This is a genomic window from Pseudomonas sp. GW821-FHT10B02 (assembly GCF_059415665.1).
On the sequence record NZ_JBWKNR010000002.1, the window covers coordinates 457,567 to 474,583 of the forward strand.

Genomic DNA, 17,017 nt, shown 5'->3' on the forward strand with positions numbered 1-17,017 from the left:
CATCTATCCACTTTTCGCAGGATAAAATGCACCAACAGAGTGCATAAAGAGCCGCTCATGACAACGGAAAGTCCGTTTCAGGTACAAGCTTTCAGCACCGCCGACGTCGGCGAACAAGTGCGTGCCACACCCAGCTGGACCCAGCATTACCAGCAGATGTCGCCCGGGCATTTCGCCGGTCAAGTGCGTTGCCTGGACCTGCAGGGCGTGGAGATCTACGAAGAATTCATGAACACCCGGGTCGAGCAGAATTTCAGTGCACCGCCGGGTGCCCTGGCGTTCTGTTTCGATCGCACCGACAACACCCTGTACCTGCTCAACGGCGAGAGCCGCAACATCTGGATCACCCCGGAGAACTACCAGGAAGTGGCGGTGGTGTTCGGCCCCGAGTTCGTCCAGCGTCACAGCCTGGACATCGCCCGTCTCGAAGGGCTGTTCATGGCGCCGCTCAATTCGGGACAGAACGCGCTGTTCGGGCGCTGGTTGAGCAGCACCCTGACGCGTCTGGGCCAGGAGACCGACCTGCCGAACCGTGAAGCGCTGGCCGAGCAACTGCTTGAAGATTGCCTGTTCATTCTCGACAACGCCTGTGTCCGCCTGGATCGCGGCGCGCTGTGGCGGCGTACCGAGGAGCGCACGATCATGCGCCGGGTCGGCGAGTGGGCCGCCGATTGTCCGGAGGAGACCCTCAACCTGCTGGAGCTGGCGCAGGTCGCCGGGGTGTCGTTGCGTCAGCTGCAGCAGGCATTCAAGGCCTTTACCGGCATGACCCCGGCGCACTGGCTGCGCTTGCGCCGTCTGAACAGTGCGCGCCGCGAACTGCTGGGCGCGCGGGCGGGTGGCAGTACCGTGGCCGAAGTGGCGATGCATTGGTCGTTCTGGCACCTGGGACGGTTCTCCAGCAGCTACCAGCAATTGTTCAAGGAGTTGCCCAGCGAAACGCTGAAACGAGCACAGCAGCGCACTTGAGCTGCGAAACGCTACGTATCTGACTCTGTCGGCGAGAGGGCCTGCAGTGGTATGTTCTGTCGAATAAATGAAGTCGATAGATTGGAAAGACCATGCCAAGAGCCTCCCACCAAGACCTGCGTCGCGCGTTTCGTCAACTCCTTGCTTCCCCTGCCTGTTACCACACGGCTTCCGTGTTTGACCCGATGTCGGCGCGTATCGCCGCCGATCTGGGTTTCGAGGTAGGTATTCTGGGTGGTTCGGTCGCTTCCCTGCAGGTGCTGGCTGCACCTGATTTTGCCCTGATCACCCTCAGCGAGTTTGCCGAGCAGGCCACGCGTATTGGCCGGGTGGCGCAATTGCCGGTGATTGCCGACGCCGACCACGGCTATGGCAACGCCTTGAACGTCATGCGTACGGTCACCGAGCTGGAGCGTGCCGGTATCGCTGCGCTGACGATTGAAGACACCTTGCTGCCCGCCCAGTTCGGACGCAAGTCCACCGACCTGATCAGCATTGCCGAAGGCGTTGGCAAGATCCGTGCGGCCCTGGAGGCGCGCGTCGATCCGGAGCTGTCGATCATCGCCCGGACCAACGCCGCGTTGATCCCGGTCGAAGAAGTGATTGCCCGCACCGTGGCCTATCAGAATGCCGGCGCCGATGCGTTGTGCATGGTTGGCATCCGTGATTTCGACCACCTCGAACAGATCGCCAAGCACCTGAGCGTGCCGTTGATGCTGGTGACCTACGGCAACCCGCAACTGCATGACGATGCTCGCCTGGCGCAACTGGGTGTGCGCATTGCCGTAGACGGCCACGGCGCTTACTTTGCCGCGATCAAGGCGACCTACGACTGCCTGCGTGAGCAACGGCGGATCACCAGCAGCGCCTCGGACCTGAGCGCCACCGAACTGACCCATACCTACACCGTACCTGGCGACTACATCGTCTGGGCCCGTGAGTTCATGGACGTCAACGAATAGGCCACAGGCCTTGCTGCAACAACTCTCAACAAATGGACAAGCGGAACAATTCATGAAGAAGACAGTGGGTGTACTTTCAGGCCTGGTAGTTGCCGTGGCTGCAGCCTGCACGGCCGGCGCCTGGTACACCGGCAAGCAATTGCCTGAAGTGCTTGAGCAGGCCATGGCGCAAGCCAATGTGCAGCTCAAGCAATCGTCAGGGTTGAGCGGCAAAGTGACCCTGGAGCTGGCATCGCTGGAGTCACACCTGTTCTCCAGCACTGCGCGTTACCGGGTCAAGGTTACCGAGCTCAAGGGCGCTGACGGGGCGGAGAGTTTCGAGCTGGGCTTTGTCGATCATATCGAGCACGGCCCGTTGCCTTGGAGCCGGGTCAAGGCGTTGAAACTCATGCCAGTGATGGCGGCCAGTAACTATGCACTGGAGAAGGATGCGTTCACTGCCGAGTGGTTCACCGCCAGCGCTGAGGTGCCGCCGGTATACGGACAGAACAGCCTGGGCTACGACGGCTCGACAGACGGCACGCTGATCATGCCGCCGATGCAAGTGACCGAGGTAGGTGGGGCCACGACCAAGTTTTCCGGTCTGGCGATTCAGGCCAGCGGCACGCGTGATGGCGAGCAGATCAAATTCAGTGGTGCTGCGCCGAGCTTCAGCCTCAACAATGTTGACGAGCAAAGCGGGCGCTTGAAGCTGGAGCTGAAGAACCTGAGCCTTGTCGGTGACTTGAAAAAGACGCCCTATGGTTTCTATGTCGGCCGCACCGACATGATGCTTGATCAGCTCAGTGTGAGCGGGGGCGAAGAGCAGAAGGTTTTGTTGCTCAAGCAACTGGAGCAGAACAGCGAGTCCCGGGCGGATGGCGATCAGTTTGGCGGCAGCATCGTCTACAAGGTTGGCGACATCAACTTTGACGGCCAGCCGGTAGGTTCCAGTGCAATGGTCTGGAACCTGAAGAACATTGACATGCCATCCATGCAGACCCTGATTGCCTGGTACCAGAGCCGTCTGCCGGAGTTCGAGGCGGCCGCAGCACAAGGCCAGGTGTTGCCGACCTTGCCGATGACCGAGGCGGAAAAGGCCGAGGTCAGCGCCAGCGTCCAGCAACTACTGGCCGCGAAGCCGCAGATTGCCCTGGAGGACTTTTCGTTCAAGACTGCCAATGGCGAAAGCCACTTCAAGCTGAGTGTCGATCTGGGCAAGCCGTCTTCGCTGGAGCTGCCATCGGCTGAGCTGTACAAGCAGATGATCACCCAGGTGCAAAGTACGCTGCAGTTGTCCAAACCGATGATTGGCGACCTGGCTACCCTGCAGGCCCGTCTGCAGGGTCAGAGCGATGCGCAGGTGCTTGCCCAGCAAGCGGCGCAAACCGGGGAAATGCTCGGCATGATGGCGGTGCAGAGCCAGATGGCCACGGTGCAGGGCAACGACATCCTCGCCAATCTGCACTATGCCGACGGTATGGTCGACTTCAACGGCCAGAAAATGACTGTCGAGCAGTTTGCCAGCCTGATCATGGCCAACCTCGGTGCCATGCACCCGGCCGAGGGCTGATGTCTGGCCCCGGGGCGGCAAGTCAGTCGTTCCGGGGCTTGTTTCACTAAAAAAACCTTTTGAATTCATCCGATTATCTGTAGCCTTCGGCATCCCATAAAAACCCGAGGCCGCAGAAGGTCTTTGGTTCTGCCTGCTGCGCCGTTCAGCGCCTCGCATGCAGAGCCGGTAACCGATTTGCCAGGGCTCGGTGATACACTCGACTTACGCGCACAAGCGCCTGCAGGTCCAGCGATCATGACCCAGATTTCCGAACGCCTTTTGGTGCAAGCCCACCTCGATGCCAAGCAGCCCAAGCCGCTGACGCCCGAGCAAGAGGCCGACTACCGCGCCGCCATCGCCGCCGAACTCAAGGCGCAGAACGCGGTGCTGGTTGCCCATTACTACTGTGATCCGGTGATCCAGGCCCTGGCCGAGGAAACCGGCGGCTGCGTGTCCGACTCGCTTGAGATGGCCCGCTTCGGCAACAAGCACCCAGCCAGCACAGTGATCGTCGCCGGCGTACGCTTCATGGGCGAGACGGCAAAAATCCTCAACCCGGAAAAGCGCGTACTGATGCCGACCCTGGAAGCGACCTGTTCGCTTGACCTGGGTTGCCCGGTCGAAGAGTTTTCGGCGTTCTGCGACAAGCACCCGGAGCGCACCGTGGTGGTCTATGCCAATACCTCGGCGGCGGTCAAAGCCCGTGCCGACTGGGTGGTGACCTCCAGCTGCGCGCTGGAAATCGTCGAGAGCCTGATGGACAACGGCGAAACCATCATCTGGGGGCCGGACCAGCACCTGGGCCGCTATATCCAGAAACAGACCGGCGCTGACATGCTGCTCTGGGATGGCGCCTGCATCGTCCATGAAGAGTTCAAGTCGCGCCAGTTGGCCGATATGAAGGCCCTGTACCCTGATGCTGCGATCCTGGTGCACCCGGAGTCGCCGGAGGCGGTGATCGATTTGGCGGACGCTGTCGGTTCCACCAGCCAGCTGATTGCTGCGGCGCAAACGCTGCCGAACAAGACCTTCATCGTCGCTACCGACCGCGGCATCTTCTACAAGATGCAGCAGCTGTGCCCGGACAAGGTCTTCATCGAGGCCCCTACGGCCGGTAACGGCGCGGCCTGCCGTAGTTGCGCCCATTGCCCGTGGATGGCCATGAACACCCTGGAACGCACCCTGCAGTGCCTGCGTGAGGGCAGTAACGAGATATTCGTCGAACCTGCGCTGATTCCCCAGGCGATCAAGCCACTCAAGCGCATGCTCGATTTTACCCAGGCGGCGCGGATGAAGCTTTCAGGCAATGCCTGAGGTTCTCTTTCGTTAATGCCGGCCTCATCGCCGGCAAAGCCAGCTCCCACAGGGGCCGGGTGCGCCCGGTCATTGTGGGAGCCGGCCTTGCCGGCGATAGGGTGCCAAGCACCCTTTTTCAGCCTCAGCGCATCATGTCCTTGACCATCCGCTGCTGCTCCAGCAGCTCGCGCTGACGCGCATCGATCTTCGACGCCAGCACGAAGTTGTTGCCGGCCCGCTGCTTGGCATAGTCGAGCTGTTGCAGCGCCTGATCGAAGTCGCCGACCAGGGCAAAGTACTCGGCACGCGCCTGGTGCAAGCCAATGGTATTGCCGGACAAGCCGCGAACCTCAGCGACGTCATACCAGACATCCGGATCATCCGGGCGATTCTTGAGTAGCGCATCCAGGGCCTTTTCCGCTTCAGCCGGACGGTTTTGCTTAAGCAGCAGGTCAATCCGCGCCTGCTGTAACGGGTAATTCGCCGGGTACAACGTACGCATGCGCTCAACCCGCTGTTGGGCATCGGCCAGGCGATTGTTGGTAACGTCCAGGTCGATCTGCGCCAGGTTGTAGGTGACGTCGTTGGGCGCTTTGTCCAGCAGGGGCTTGAGGGTATCCCGCGCCTCGTTGAGGCGGCCACCTTTGATCAGCGCCAGGGCCAGGCCGTAGCGGGCCGAGTCGAGCTTCGGGTTCTCATCCAGCTGGGCGCGGAAGCGCTTGGCGGCAAGGCCAGGGGTCTCTTCGAATTGCAGTTGAACGCGGGCGCGGATCAGCTGATAACGCTGGCTGTCTTCTGTACCGCCCTTAGGCGCTTGTTCGGCGCGGTTGCGGGTGTCGGCGATACGCGATTCGGTAACCGGGTGAGTCAGGAGAAACTCCGGCGGCTTGGCGTCGTAGCGGTACTGACGCATCAGGCGTTCGAACATGCTCGGCATGTTGCGCGGGTCGTAGCCGGCTTTTTCCAGGTTCTGGATACCGATACGGTCGGCTTCCTGTTCATTTTGCCGGGAGAAGCGCCGCTGCTCCTGAATGGCTGCGGCCTGGGTGCCGGCAATCGCAGCGATACCGGCATCGCCGGCACCGGCGGCGGCCGCAACGATGCCGACCAGCAGCGCCCCCATCATCGGCAACTGCATGCGCTGCTGGGCCTCGACGCCACGGGCAAAGTGGCGTTGCGACAAGTGCGCAAGTTCGTGGGCCAGTACCGAGGCATATTCGCCTTCAGTCTTGGCATTGAGGAACAGACCGCCGTTGACCCCGACAATTCCGCCGGGGGCGGCAAAGGCGTTGAGTTGAGGGCTGTTGATGAGGATGAATTCCAGGCGCCGGTCCTGCAGCTGGCTGGTTTCGGCCAGGCGGTAGACGCTGGTTTCGACATAGTCCTTGAGCTGGGGATCGTTCAGTTGGCTGACATTGCCCCGCAGCAAACTGAGCCAGGCGCGGCCCAGCTGATGTTCCTGTTGCGGGGAAACAATGGCAGAACTGGCGTCGCCAAGTGACGGCAGGTCGTCGGCATGGCTGGGGAGCGCCATCAAACAGGCCAGCGTCAGCAGGGTAGGGCGCAGAAAATTCATGCACGAAGCTCTGGTCGACAAAGAGCCTTACTGTAGCTGGCTCACACGTTGGCGACCAGTGGCGGTATTCTACGAGGCTTGACTGATTCTGCCTGCCTGGAGCAACCGATGAGCGATACCCCGACGTTTGACGCTGAACTCGACGCCTGCGGCCTGAACTGCCCGCTGCCGCTGCTCAAGGCGAAGATGGAGCTGAATCGGCTGGCCAGTGGCGCGGTGCTCAAGGTGATCGCCACCGATGCCGGGTCGCAACGCGATTTTCGCACTTTTGCCAGATTGGCCGGTCATACGCTGCTGCTCGAAACAGCCGAGGCAGGTGTGTACACCTACTGGTTGCAGAAAGCCTGAGTTTTTCTCCCCTAAGGATCGTCAATGTTCAAAGTGCTTCGCGACTGGATGCAACGCTACTTCTCGGATGAAGAGGCGGTGGTATTGGCGGTCTTGCTGGTTCTGGCCTTCACTGCCGTCCTGACCCTGGGCGGTATGCTTGCGCCGGTGCTTGCCGGTATGGTCCTGGCGTTCCTCATGCAGGGGCTGGTCAACGCCCTGGAGCGTTTGCGGGTGCCGACCCGCTATGCCGTCGGCCTGGTCTTCACCCTGTTCATGGGCGCCCTGGCGGTGTTCTTGCTGGTCCTGGTGCCGTTGCTCTGGCATCAGCTGATCACCCTGTTCAACGAGCTGCCGGGCATGCTGGGCAAGTGGCAATCGCTGTTGCTGCTGTTGCCTGAGCGTTATCCGCACCTGGTCTCCGATGAGCAGGTGCTGCGCGCGATCGAAGCCATGCGCGGGGAGATCGGCAAGTTCGGGCAGTGGGCGTTGACCTTCTCGCTCTCCAGCCTGCCGCTGCTGGTCAACATCATGATCTACCTGGTGTTGGTGCCGATCCTGGTGTTCTTCTTCCTCAAGGACCGCGAGCTGATTGCCCGTTGGGTCAGCGGTTACCTGCCGCGTGAGCGGGCGTTGATGACCCGGGTGGCCGAGGAAATGAACCGGCAGATTGCCAACTACATTCGCGGCAAAGGCATCGAGATCCTGATCTGCGGCGTGGCGACCTACATCGCCTTCATCGCTCTGGGACTCAACTATGCGGCGCTGCTGGCGTTGCTGGTGGGTTTGTCGGTGGTGGTGCCGTATGTCGGCGCAGTGGTGGTGACGGTACCGGTCACCCTGATCGCGCTGTTCCAGTGGGGCTGGGGCGACCAGTTCATCTACCTGATGGCGGTGTACGCAATCATCCAGGCGCTGGATGGCAACGTGCTGGTGCCGTTGCTGTTCTCTGAGGCGGTGAGCCTGCACCCGGTGGCGATCATCTGCGCGGTATTGCTGTTTGGCGGGCTGTGGGGGTTCTGGGGGATCTTCTTTGCGATTCCGCTGGCGACCCTGTTCAAGGCGGTGCTTGATGCCTGGCCGCGGCAGGAGCCCGCAGTAGCGCCGCTGCTCTAATCCCTGGGGCGTGGCAACCGGCCCCTCGCTGGCAAGGCCAGCTCCCACAGATACTGCATGCACCTGCACCTGTGGGAGCCGGCCTTGCCGGCGATAGTGTCACCGCGATTTCAGGCCTTGTTCAGCGCCTGTGCTTCAGCCAGTACCGCTTCCACATGTCCTGGCACTTTCACGCCACGCCAGGCCTTGCGCAGCACACCGTTCTTGTCGATCAGGAAGGTGCTGCGATCAACGCCCATGTATTCCTTGCCATAAAGCTTCTTCAGCTTGATCACGTCGAACAGCTGGCACAGGGCTTCGTCCTTGTCGCTGATCAGCTCGAACGGGAACGCCTGCTTGGCCTTGAAGTTTTCGTGAGACTTGATGCCGTCCCGCGATACGCCGAAAACCACGGTGTTGGCCGCTTCGAAGGCGTCATGCAGGTCACGGAAACCCTGACCTTCAGTGGTGCAGCCCGGGGTGCTGTCCTTGGGATAGAAGTACAGCACCACTTGCTTGCCTTTCAGATCAGCCAGGCTGACGCTCTGGCCGCTGGTGGCCTGGGCCTGGAAATCGGCGACGGGTTGGTCGAGTTCAACGGCCATGGAAAGCTTCCTTACAGTGGGTTCTGTGGGCGCCAGGGTTCGATCAGCGCATCCAGGTTCAGGGCATCGGAGAAGTCCAGGAACTGGTCACGCAACCAGCTGATCTGGGTGCCGGCCGGCAGCGTCACGGTGAACGTGGCGTTGAGCATGGTGCCGCCGGTCTGAGGCGCCTGGTAGGTGTCGCAGGTGAGGTTTTCCAGCTCGACATGGTGGTCGATGAAAAACTGGCACAGCTCGTTGATGATGTCCGGGCGATAGGCGGCGCTGACATAGGCGACATACGGCAGGGCCAGCGGACGCACTTCAAGCTCGGCGCTACGCACCACATTCACGGTGAAGGTGTGCTTCTTGGCCAGGCCCGGCAGGGCTGCCTCGAAACGCGCCAGCGCGTCCCAGCTGCCGGCAACCTGCAGGACCAGTGCACTGCACTCGCCGTGGCGGGTCAGGCGCGAGGTCACGACCGAGCAGCGATTGTCGTTGCTGGCCCGGCACAGGATGTTGGTCAGTTCCATGGGATTGGCGCCCAGAGCACTGATGACAAGGAATTGTTCGCGAACGGTGGGGGTGGACATGCAGCATTCCTAAAGCGATGAGCGGTCGGTACCTGACGGGTCAGAATGGCGGGAGGGCGTGGTCCCGGGGCTCAGGATCGAGGCTTTGGGCACTGCCTGCGCAGGTTGTCGGCAGCCCGGCGGGCCACTGTGTACCGATCAAAGAGAGAAGGGTAGCGAAAATGGCCGCCGAGGGGAATGCTCCAGCCGCCTGCTTCGCTTGTGCAAGGCCGATGGCGCCAGTACCATTACCGCTCTCTTTTTCCGGCAGGAGCAGTTTCATGATTGCGGGCAGTATGGTGGCATTGGTCACACCCATGGATGCACAAGGGCGTCTTGATTGGGACAGCCTCGACAAACTTGTAGACTTCCACCTGGAAAACGGCACCCATGCGATCGTTGCAGTCGGCACCACCGGTGAGTCCGCGACCCTGGATGTCGAAGAGCACATTCTGGTTATCAAGCACGTGGTCGAGCGCGTCAAGCACAGCAAGCACCCTATTCCGGTGATCGCCGGCACCGGCGCGAACTCCACCGCTGAAGCCGTGCACCTGACCCGCAACGCCAAGAACGCTGGCGCCGACGCCTGCCTGCTGGTGGTGCCGTACTACAACAAGCCGACCCAGGAAGGCCTGTACCAGCACTTCAAGCACATTGCCGAATCCGTCGACATCCCGCAGATCCTCTACAACGTTCCTGGCCGCACCTCCTGCGACATGCAGGCCGAGACCGTGATCCGTCTGTCGAGCGTGCCGAACATCATCGGTATCAAGGAAGCCACCGGCGACCTGAAACGCGCCAAGGCCATCCTTGACGGCGTGAGCAAGGACTTCATCGTGCTGTCCGGCGATGATCCGACCGCGGTCGAGCTGATCCTGCTGGGCGGCAAAGGCAACATCTCCGTTACCGCCAACGTCGCCCCGCGCGAAATGGCTGATCTGTGCGAAGCCGCCCTTGCGGGCAATGCCGAGAAGGCTCGCGCGATCAACGAAAAACTCATGCCCCTGCACAAGGACCTGTTCATCGAAGCCAACCCGATTCCGGTGAAGTGGGCTTTGGTCGAAATGGGCCTGATGCACAAAGGCATCCGCCTGCCGCTGACCTGGCTGAGCGAATCCTGTCACGATACGGTACGCCAGGCCATGCGCCAGTGCGGCCTGCAGTTTTAATTGAGGACGTACACCGCATGAAGCGATTGGCTGGTCTTTCCGCCCTTGCCTTGATCATCTCCAGCACCAGTGGTTGTGGCTGGCTCTGGGGCGAAGAGGGTTACTTCCGTGACCGTGGCAGCGATTATCTGGAGGCCACGCAGAAGGCGCCGATGCAGATGCCACCGGACATCAGCAGCGCCAAGCGGCTTGATCCGCTGCTGCCGATCCCGCGCAACGTCGCCGACGACAACGTCAAGGGCGAGTTCGAAGTGCCGCGCCCACAACCATTGAGCGCGGCTGCCGATATCAGCGATTTCAGCCTGCAGAAGAGCGGCAGTTCCCGTTGGGTCCTGGCTCAGCGCGCCCCGGCCGAAGTCTGGCCGGTGGCTCGGCAGTTCTTTGAAGACAACGGCTTCCGTATCGCCGAAGAGCGCCCGCAGACCGGTGAGTTCAACACCACCTGGCAGCGTTTTGACGAGCTCTCCGGCGCCATGGCCAGCCGTCTGGCCAGTGCTTCGAGCAGCCGCGACAACGAAGTGCGTGCGCGTATCCGCATTGAGCCAGGCGTGCAGCGCAACACCAGTGAAGTGTACATCGTCAGCGTCGAGCGTCCAGCTGGCAGCACCGCCGAGCCTGGTTTCCCGGCCCGTTCGGAAAACACCGGGGTCGATGCCATGCTGGTCGACGAAATGCTCGCCAGCATGACCCGCAGCGCCGAGAAGGGCGGTTCGGTGTCGTTGCTCGCCGCACGTGATTTCGATGCGCCAAGCCGTGTCAGCCTCAGCGAAGACGGTAGCGGTAACCCGGTACTGAACCTGGGTGCCGACCTCGATCGCGCCTGGTCCAGCGTTGGCCGTGCCCTGGAACAGGGCGAATGGCGGGTTGAAGACATCAACCGCAGCCTGGGCCTGTACTACATCAACCTGGCGGAAAAGGCCGAGGCCAAGGACCAGGAGCCGGGCTTCTTCGGCAAGCTGTTCGGCAGCGCGCCGAGCAAGGAAGAGCGCGAAGCCCGTGCCGAGCGTTACCAGGTGCGCCTGAGCAAGGTTGGCGACAGCGTCCAGGTTACCGTCGAGAAGAACATCAACACCGTGGCCCCGGCTGATGTCGCCCGCCGCGTGCTGAGCGTGATTCAGGACAACCTGGGTTAAGTGCGCTTCGCCGTACTTGGAAGTGGAAGCCAGGGAAATGGCACGCTGATCGCCAGTGACAACACCCTTGTCCTGGTCGATTGCGGCTTCTCCCTGCGTGAAACCGAGCGGCGCCTGGCGCTGCTTGGCGTTTCTGCCCAGCAATTGAGTGCTGTGCTGGTCACCCACGAACATGCCGACCACGTGCATGGGGTCGGTTTGCTGGCGCGGCGCTACAATGTACCGGTCTACCTCAGCCGCGGCACCTTGCGCGGCATGCGCAAACCGGTCGAGGCGGCGGGATTCCTGGCGGCAAACGAGACCCTGCAGATCGGCGCCTTGAACATCCGCGCCGTGGGCGTGACCCACGACGCGCTGGAGCCGTTGCAGTATGTGTTTGACGACGGCAGCCGGCGTTTCGGCGTGCTGACCGACCTGGGCTCCTACGACGCCGCCCTGCTGGAAAGTTACCAGGGCCTGGATGCCTTGCTGATCGAGGCCAACCACTGTCGCGACCTGCTCGGACGCGGGCCTTACCCGATGTTTCTCAAACAGCGGGTGGGTGGCGACTACGGACATTTGAACAACCACCAGGCCGCGCGCCTGGTGTCGGAGCTGGACTGGCAGAACCTGCAGCATCTGGTGCTGGCCCATCTCAGTAGCAAGAACAACCAGCCACAGCTGGCCCGGCAATGTTTCGTCGACACCCTCGGGTGCGACCCGGACTGGCTGCAAGTGGCCAACCAGGATTGCGGGCTCGACTGGCGCGAAATCGCCTAGCCCATCTTATTTAGCAAGCGGAGCCCATCATGGAAAAACGTGAAGAACTCTACCGCGGCAAAGCCAAGTCGGTTTACAAAACCGACGACGCTGACCGCTTGATCCTGCTGTTTCGCAACGACACCTCGGCGTTCGACGGCAAGCGTATCGAACAGCTCGACCGCAAGGGCATGGTGAACAACAAGTTCAACGCCTTCATCATGCAGAAGCTTGAAGAAGCCGGCATCCCTACCCAGTTCGACAAACTGCTGGGCGACAACGAGTGCCTGGTCAAGAAGCTCGACATGATCCCGGTTGAATGCGTCGTGCGTAACTACGCCGCCGGCAGCCTGGTCAAACGCCTGGGCGTGGAAGAGGGCATCAAGCTTGAGCCTTCGACCTTCGAACTGTTCCTCAAGAACGACGAGAAGGGCGATCCGTTCATCAACGAATCCCACGTTGTCGCCTTCGGCTGGGGCACCGCCGAGCAACTGGTGAAGATGAAAGCCCTGTCGCTCAAGGTCAACGAAGTGCTGAACAAGCTGTTCGACGACGCCGGCCTCTTGCTGGTCGACTTCAAGCTGGAATTCGGCGTCTTCCACGGCGAGATCGTCCTGGGTGACGAGTTCAGCCCGGACGGCTGCCGCCTGTGGGACAAAGAAACCCGCAAGAAGATGGACAAGGACCGCTTCCGTCAGGGTCTGGGCGACGTTATCGAAGCCTACGAAGAAGTTGCCAAACGCCTGGGCGTGCCGCTGTAAGCGGCAAGTTCACGCAAGCGCCTGATACCACGCGAATTTTTTTCGCAAACAGGCTTTGCCTTTAGGCAAACTGCTGGTATCATGCGCGCCACTGGAGAGATGCCGGAGTGGCCGAACGGGACGGATTCGAAATCCGTTGTACTGGCGACAGTACCTAGGGTTCAAATCCCTATCTCTCCGCCATATATCGAAAAGCCCCTGAATCGCAAGATTCAGGGGCTTTTTGTTTTCCGCTCAGATTTACGTCCGGGTGAGCACCGCGGCATCGGGACGCTTGAATTTGATCCGCCGGCTCCAGGCAATAGCGGGGCGTTCGAACAGCACATAGGCAATGGCTGCGAATGCGATACAGATCGCAATGATCAGGACAGTCGCCAGCAGGTCTGAAGCAATGCCGCTCGGCATGAAGCGCCGGAACACCCGCATGAAAGAGCCCGTCACCGGTGAATGGAACAAATACAGGCTGTAGGAAATCAAGCCAATCTTCTGCACCGGGTAGCTGGACAAAAAGCCAAGCGAGGCGGACCGATTGACCAGCAAGCAAAAGCCCAGGCCTGTCAGCCCGGCAGCAATGGTAAATGAGCTGTTGCTGGCCACGCCGATCAACAGAACCAATGCGCTGTAGCCAATGGCGATATAGCGGCTTTGCTTGGTGCCGGAAAGGGTTTGAGCACACAGCACCCCAGCCATGAAGCTGAACCAGAACGCGATGAATCCACCTTGCCAGCCTATCGACTGAATCAGCCCGGTGGGCCACAGCAGCGCCAATACAGCACTGATCCAGATTGGAATGTTCCGGGCTTTGAACGCTTCGCCGCCGCTGAGGTGATCGGCCAGCCAGAGCAATACAGCGAACGCGATATAAAACTGCACCTCGATACACAGCGTCCAGAACACCGAAATGATGTTTTCGCTGCCAAGCACACCTTGCAGAAACGCCAGGTGGCCGAGAATGTCGGTGGCACTGGGAATGTTGACCCCGCTTTGCCCAAGCATGTGTTTTGTGGCGATCACCAGCAAGCCCAGGGCAACAGCGGCATAGTAGGGCGGGGCGAGGCGCACCAGACGGCGGGCGACAAAGTTTGCGGCGTTGACGGTGTTCATCGGTACGCGAGCGGTGGTCGTCGCCATGACGATGCCGCTCAAGACGAAAAATATCGGTACGCCCAAGTGACCGGCATCGAAGACTGCAGCTTTCACCCAGCCTGGTATGGCTGCAAGCAGGGTGGGAATGTGGTTGCCTTCGGATAAGTGAAAGAGCACCACCCAGAACGCTGCGAAACACCGTAGTGCGTCAATCAGGGCCAGGCGATGTTTGTCGTCGGTGGTGATTCCACTCATACCCGCTTCTCCTTTCGCCCGCACTGGGTGTCGCTCTTCGGCCACTGAGCGCAAGCTTAGCAGCTGGGGCAACCTGTCAAGGGCTGACGCGGGTTTGCACCTGTTGCAGTTTCAAGCGTTCGATGGGTTCGGCGACTCCCGGTAAGTCTGGCGAAATTCGCCCGGTGGCATCCCGCGCCGGCTTTTGAAGGTGCGGTGGAACGAGCGCGGTTCGGTGAAGCCCAGGTACTGGGCGATGTCCTGGATCGGCAAGGTGCTGTGCAGCAGGTAGTGCTCCGCCAGTTCCTGGCGCAGGTCATCGAGGATTTGCTGGTAGGAGGTGTTGGCCTGGTGCAACTGGCGTTGCAGGGTGCGCACCGAGACGGCGAACTGTTCGGCCACCTGTTCCTTGCGCGGCAGCCCTTCCTTGAGCAGCTGGCGCAGGATGTTCTTCACCCGTTGCTCAAGCGAGGCGTCTTCCAGCGTGGCCATCAAACCCAGGGCGTGCTCTTCCAGGGTGCGCAGCAACTGCGCATCGGCCTGGCGCAAAGGCAGTTGCAGGTACGGCAGCGGGACAACGAGTGCCGAGTAGGGCTGGTCGAACAGCACCGGGCAGTCGAAGAATTGTTCGTACTGCTCGCGTTCGGTGTCCGCTGGCAGGGGATGTTCGAGCCACACCGCGGCAGGCGACAGCTGGGCGTCGGCGATCCAGCGCGCATACTGCAGCCAGGAACCAAGGACGTTTTCCACCAGGTGGCGGCGGATGCGCGGGCGTTGGTGGCGGCAGGTCCAGATCAGGTGCACGTGCTCGCCCTGCGCTTCGGCGCGGCTGACGCCCATGTCACCCACCAGCTTCTCGAACGGCATGATGCGATTCATGGCATCGCCCAGGGTCGCGCAGTTCATGGTGATGTAGCCCAGCACGTTCCAGGAGTTGGGCAACACGAATCGCGCCGAGTTGAGGCCGAACAGCGGATCGCCGGAATGCTCGCAAAAGTGATCGAGCAAGCGTTCATGGGCTTCGCCTGGCACGCGCAGGCTGTTGTCGCTCAGCTGTTGGGCTTGCAACCCGGCTACCGCAAGCGCCGGTTCAATGGCCATGCCCAGTTGTTCGGCATGACGCACGTACTTGAGCAGCGGGGGAACCGAGCTGTAGCCGAGGGATTGCATGATCGGGTTCCTTTTGATCGAAGCAGACAGGCGCAGATGAAGACCCTGAAAGGTAATTTGAAACCACCGCTAAAGTAAATGGCGGCAGCCGCATGCGGGTTGGCTCAATCGGCTACTCGAGCTGGCCGGATGTGACCGTGACAGGCTCGGGTGGCTGGCTACTATAGGCGCCTGAACTGTTACCTGATAAGAACCATAAAAGGACACACGCATGCGACGCTGGAACGGCTGGGGGGATGCAACCACGGTGGTCGAACTGCCGGCCCAGGGCGCAGGGTTTCTCGCTGCCCGGGTAGGCGCCGGGGCCGCGTTGCCCGACGCCACGCTGGAGGCGGCACTGGCGCGGGTGCCGGCCTCGCGCCTGGCGGCGCATCCGCTGTACAGCCTGGAGGCCCATGATCGTCTGCTGCATGCGCGTGGCCAGAGCTTGCCGGACTGGCTGGCGTTACGTGAAGGCTCGCTGGGGACCTACCCCGATGGGGTGGCGTTCCCGCAGAGTGTCGAGCAGATCCGCCAGTTGCTGGCGCTTGCCCACGATAAAGACCTGTGTCTGATTCCTTATGGTGGCGGCACCTCGGTGGCCGGACACATCAACCCGCCATCTTCCCCGCGGCCGGTGCTGACCGTGTCGCTGGCGCACATGAACCGCCTGCTCGATCTCGACGAGCAGAGTCTGCTGGCCACCTTCGGCCCCGGTGCCACCGGGCCGCAAGTGGAAAGCCAGTTACGTGCCCGCGGTTATACCCTTGGGCATTTCCCGCAGTCGTGGGAGCTGTCGACCCTGGGCGGCTGGGTTGCCAGTCGTTCCAGTGGCCAGCAGTCGCTACGCTATGGGCGCATCGAGCAGCTGTTCGCTGGCGGTACGCTGGAAACTTTCGCCGGCCCGTTGGAAATCGCAACCTTCCCGGCCTCGGCCGCAGGCCCTGATCTGCGCGAAGTGGTGCTGGGCAGTGAAGGGCGCTTCGGGATCATTTCCGAGGTCAAGGTGCGGATCACTCCGCTGCCAGCGGACGAGCGTTTCTACGGGGTGTTTCTGCCCGACTGGAACCTGGCGCTGCAAGCCATCCGCCAGTTGGCCCAGGCGCGCGTGCCGCTGTCGATGCTGCGCCTGTCGAATGCCGTGGAAACCGAAACCCAGCTGGCCCTGGCCGGGCATCCGCAGCAGATCGCCTGGCTGGAAAAATACCTGGCCTTGCGCGGTGCGCGTGCCGGGAAATGTATGCTGACCTTCGGCGTGACCGGCAACCGGCAGCAGAACGCATTGTCGCTGAAGCAGGCCCGGCAACACCTGAAGGCGTTTGGCGGGGTGTTCACCGGCACGCTGCTGGGCAACAAGTGGGCGCAGAACCGCTTCCGTTTTCCCTACCTGCGCGAGAATCTGTGGAACGCCGGTTACGTGGTCGACACCCTGGAAACCGCCACCGACTGGAGCAATGTCGACAACCTGCTCAATCGCATCGAAAGCAGCCTGCGCGACGGCCTGGCAGCCGAGGGCGAGCGGGTGCATGTGTTTACCCACCTGTCCCACGTCTATGGCGAAGGGTCGAGCATCTACACCACCTATGTGTTCCGCCCGGCGGCGAGTTATCCGGCCACCCTGGCGCGCTGGCAGGCGCTCAAGCATGCGGCCAGCCAGACCATCGTCGACAACCACGGCACGGTCAGTCACCAGCATGGCGTCGGCAAGGATCATGCGCCTTACCTGTTGCGCGAGAAGGGTGCGCGGGCACTGGACACCTTGCAGGCACTGAGCCGGCATTTTGACCCGGCCGGGCGCCTCAACCCCGGCACCCTGTTGCAGGAGTGACGGC

16 protein-coding genes and 1 tRNA gene are annotated in these 17,017 nt (G+C 61.5%); 12 read left to right on the top strand and 5 right to left on the bottom strand.

The features are described from left to right. Positions 1 to 57: 57 nt before the first annotated feature. The 4 genes from AC07OF_RS05140 to nadA all read left to right on the top strand — a co-directional run bounded on the left by AC07OF_RS05140 (position 58) and on the right by nadA (position 4,779). Positions 58 to 969, top strand: coding sequence for a helix-turn-helix domain-containing protein (locus tag AC07OF_RS05140; protein ID WP_157193663.1), 912 nt, complete (start codon positions 58 to 60; stop codon positions 967 to 969). Between the two features lie 92 nt (positions 970 to 1,061). Then, entirely contained in the window at positions 1,062 to 1,931 is an 870-nt protein-coding gene (locus AC07OF_RS05145) for an isocitrate lyase/PEP mutase family protein (protein WP_157193662.1), read from the top strand. Positions 1,932 to 1,983: 52 nt separating this feature from the next. After that, positions 1,984 to 3,483: a YdgA family protein gene (locus tag AC07OF_RS05150; RefSeq protein WP_495072627.1), complete on the top strand. Its 1,500-nt coding sequence runs from the start codon at positions 1,984 to 1,986 to the stop codon at positions 3,481 to 3,483. A gap of 237 nt (positions 3,484 to 3,720) precedes the next feature. Next, entirely contained in the window at positions 3,721 to 4,779 is a 1,059-nt protein-coding gene (gene nadA / locus AC07OF_RS05155; RefSeq protein WP_157193660.1) for a quinolinate synthase NadA, read from the top strand. 124 nt (positions 4,780 to 4,903) lie between these two features. On the opposite strand, the gene AC07OF_RS05160 is transcribed toward nadA, so the two are convergent. Then, on the bottom strand, positions 4,904 to 6,337 hold the full coding sequence (locus tag AC07OF_RS05160) for a M48 family metalloprotease (RefSeq protein WP_157193659.1): 1,434 nt from the start codon (positions 6,335 to 6,337) through the stop codon (positions 4,904 to 4,906). A 108-nt stretch (positions 6,338 to 6,445) separates the two neighbouring features. On the opposite strand from AC07OF_RS05160, the gene AC07OF_RS05165 reads away from it, so the two are divergent. Beyond that, positions 6,446 to 6,685: a sulfurtransferase TusA family protein gene (locus tag AC07OF_RS05165; protein ID WP_157193658.1), complete on the top strand. Its 240-nt coding sequence runs from the start codon at positions 6,446 to 6,448 to the stop codon at positions 6,683 to 6,685. 24 nt (positions 6,686 to 6,709) lie between these two features. Then, entirely contained in the window at positions 6,710 to 7,780 is a 1,071-nt protein-coding gene (locus AC07OF_RS05170) for an AI-2E family transporter (protein WP_157193657.1), read from the top strand. A 110-nt stretch (positions 7,781 to 7,890) separates the two neighbouring features. On the opposite strand, the gene AC07OF_RS05175 is transcribed toward AC07OF_RS05170, so the two are convergent. Both AC07OF_RS05175 and AC07OF_RS05180 read right to left on the bottom strand, forming a co-directional pair. Further along, positions 7,891 to 8,364, bottom strand: coding sequence for a peroxiredoxin (locus AC07OF_RS05175; RefSeq protein ID WP_495072628.1), 474 nt, complete (start codon positions 8,362 to 8,364; stop codon positions 7,891 to 7,893). 11 nt (positions 8,365 to 8,375) lie between these two features. Beyond that, positions 8,376 to 8,936 (bottom strand): glycine cleavage system transcriptional repressor, encoded by a 561-nt coding sequence (locus tag AC07OF_RS05180; protein WP_038613813.1) that lies wholly within the window; start codon positions 8,934 to 8,936, stop codon positions 8,376 to 8,378. Positions 8,937 to 9,196: 260 nt separating this feature from the next. Here AC07OF_RS05180 and dapA point away from each other — a divergent pair, with 260 nt between their 5' ends. The 5 genes from dapA to AC07OF_RS05205 all read left to right on the top strand — a co-directional run bounded on the left by dapA (position 9,197) and on the right by AC07OF_RS05205 (position 12,899). Beyond that, positions 9,197 to 10,084, top strand: coding sequence for a 4-hydroxy-tetrahydrodipicolinate synthase (gene dapA, locus AC07OF_RS05185; protein ID WP_038613811.1), 888 nt, complete (start codon positions 9,197 to 9,199; stop codon positions 10,082 to 10,084). 17 nt (positions 10,085 to 10,101) lie between these two features. Then, positions 10,102 to 11,217: an NlpB/DapX family lipoprotein gene (gene bamC, locus AC07OF_RS05190; RefSeq protein ID WP_038613808.1), complete on the top strand. Its 1,116-nt coding sequence runs from the start codon at positions 10,102 to 10,104 to the stop codon at positions 11,215 to 11,217. Further along, positions 11,218 to 11,976 carry an MBL fold metallo-hydrolase gene (locus AC07OF_RS05195; RefSeq protein ID WP_342623009.1) on the top strand — a complete coding sequence of 253 codons (759 nt, stop codon included), beginning with the start codon at positions 11,218 to 11,220 and terminating at the stop codon, positions 11,974 to 11,976. It begins immediately after the preceding gene. Between the two features lie 29 nt (positions 11,977 to 12,005). Next, the gene (gene purC, locus AC07OF_RS05200) at positions 12,006 to 12,716 is read left to right on the top strand and encodes a phosphoribosylaminoimidazolesuccinocarboxamide synthase (RefSeq protein WP_038613804.1); all 711 of its coding nucleotides are present in this window, start codon (positions 12,006 to 12,008) and stop codon (positions 12,714 to 12,716) included. A 93-nt stretch (positions 12,717 to 12,809) separates the two neighbouring features. Further along, positions 12,810 to 12,899 (top strand) — tRNA-Ser (locus AC07OF_RS05205). A gap of 57 nt (positions 12,900 to 12,956) precedes the next feature. Here AC07OF_RS05205 and AC07OF_RS05210 read toward each other — a convergent pair. Together AC07OF_RS05210 and gliR are read right to left on the bottom strand one after the other, a co-directional pair. Next, complete coding sequence (locus tag AC07OF_RS05210; RefSeq protein WP_495072629.1) at positions 12,957 to 14,102, bottom strand: acyltransferase family protein; 1,146 nt, start codon at positions 14,100 to 14,102, stop codon at positions 12,957 to 12,959. A 66-nt stretch (positions 14,103 to 14,168) separates the two neighbouring features. Next, positions 14,169 to 15,206, bottom strand: coding sequence for an AraC family transcriptional regulator GliR (gene gliR / locus AC07OF_RS05215; protein ID WP_476445891.1), 1,038 nt, complete (start codon positions 15,204 to 15,206; stop codon positions 14,169 to 14,171). Positions 15,207 to 15,417: 211 nt separating this feature from the next. Between gliR and AC07OF_RS05220 the strand changes: the two genes are divergently transcribed. After that, positions 15,418 to 17,013 carry an FAD-binding oxidoreductase gene (locus tag AC07OF_RS05220; RefSeq protein ID WP_476445889.1) on the top strand — a complete coding sequence of 532 codons (1,596 nt, stop codon included), beginning with the start codon at positions 15,418 to 15,420 and terminating at the stop codon, positions 17,011 to 17,013. The last annotated feature ends 4 nt before the right edge of the window (positions 17,014 to 17,017 follow it).

What these genes read in the sequence shown, in the direction of transcription:
- AC07OF_RS05140 (WP_157193663.1), top strand. Translation starts at nt 58, where the DNA reads ATGACAACGGAAAGTCCGTTTCAGGTACAAGCTTTCAGCACCGCCGAC.
- AC07OF_RS05145 (WP_157193662.1), top strand. Translation starts at nt 1,062, where the DNA reads ATGCCAAGAGCCTCCCACCAAGACCTGCGTCGCGCGTTTCGTCAACTC.
- AC07OF_RS05150 (WP_495072627.1), top strand. Translation starts at nt 1,984, where the DNA reads ATGAAGAAGACAGTGGGTGTACTTTCAGGCCTGGTAGTTGCCGTGGCT.
- nadA (WP_157193660.1), top strand. Translation starts at nt 3,721, where the DNA reads ATGACCCAGATTTCCGAACGCCTTTTGGTGCAAGCCCACCTCGATGCC.
- AC07OF_RS05160 (WP_157193659.1), bottom strand. Translation starts at nt 6,337, where the DNA reads ATGAATTTTCTGCGCCCTACCCTGCTGACGCTGGCCTGTTTGATGGCG.
- AC07OF_RS05165 (WP_157193658.1), top strand. Translation starts at nt 6,446, where the DNA reads ATGAGCGATACCCCGACGTTTGACGCTGAACTCGACGCCTGCGGCCTG.
- AC07OF_RS05170 (WP_157193657.1), top strand. Translation starts at nt 6,710, where the DNA reads ATGTTCAAAGTGCTTCGCGACTGGATGCAACGCTACTTCTCGGATGAA.
- AC07OF_RS05175 (WP_495072628.1), bottom strand. Translation starts at nt 8,364, where the DNA reads ATGGCCGTTGAACTCGACCAACCCGTCGCCGATTTCCAGGCCCAGGCC.
- AC07OF_RS05180 (WP_038613813.1), bottom strand. Translation starts at nt 8,936, where the DNA reads ATGTCCACCCCCACCGTTCGCGAACAATTCCTTGTCATCAGTGCTCTG.
- dapA (WP_038613811.1), top strand. Translation starts at nt 9,197, where the DNA reads ATGATTGCGGGCAGTATGGTGGCATTGGTCACACCCATGGATGCACAA.
- bamC (WP_038613808.1), top strand. Translation starts at nt 10,102, where the DNA reads ATGAAGCGATTGGCTGGTCTTTCCGCCCTTGCCTTGATCATCTCCAGC.
- purC (WP_038613804.1), top strand. Translation starts at nt 12,006, where the DNA reads ATGGAAAAACGTGAAGAACTCTACCGCGGCAAAGCCAAGTCGGTTTAC.
- gliR (WP_476445891.1), bottom strand. Translation starts at nt 15,206, where the DNA reads ATGCAATCCCTCGGCTACAGCTCGGTTCCCCCGCTGCTCAAGTACGTG.
- AC07OF_RS05220 (WP_476445889.1), top strand. Translation starts at nt 15,418, where the DNA reads ATGCGACGCTGGAACGGCTGGGGGGATGCAACCACGGTGGTCGAACTG.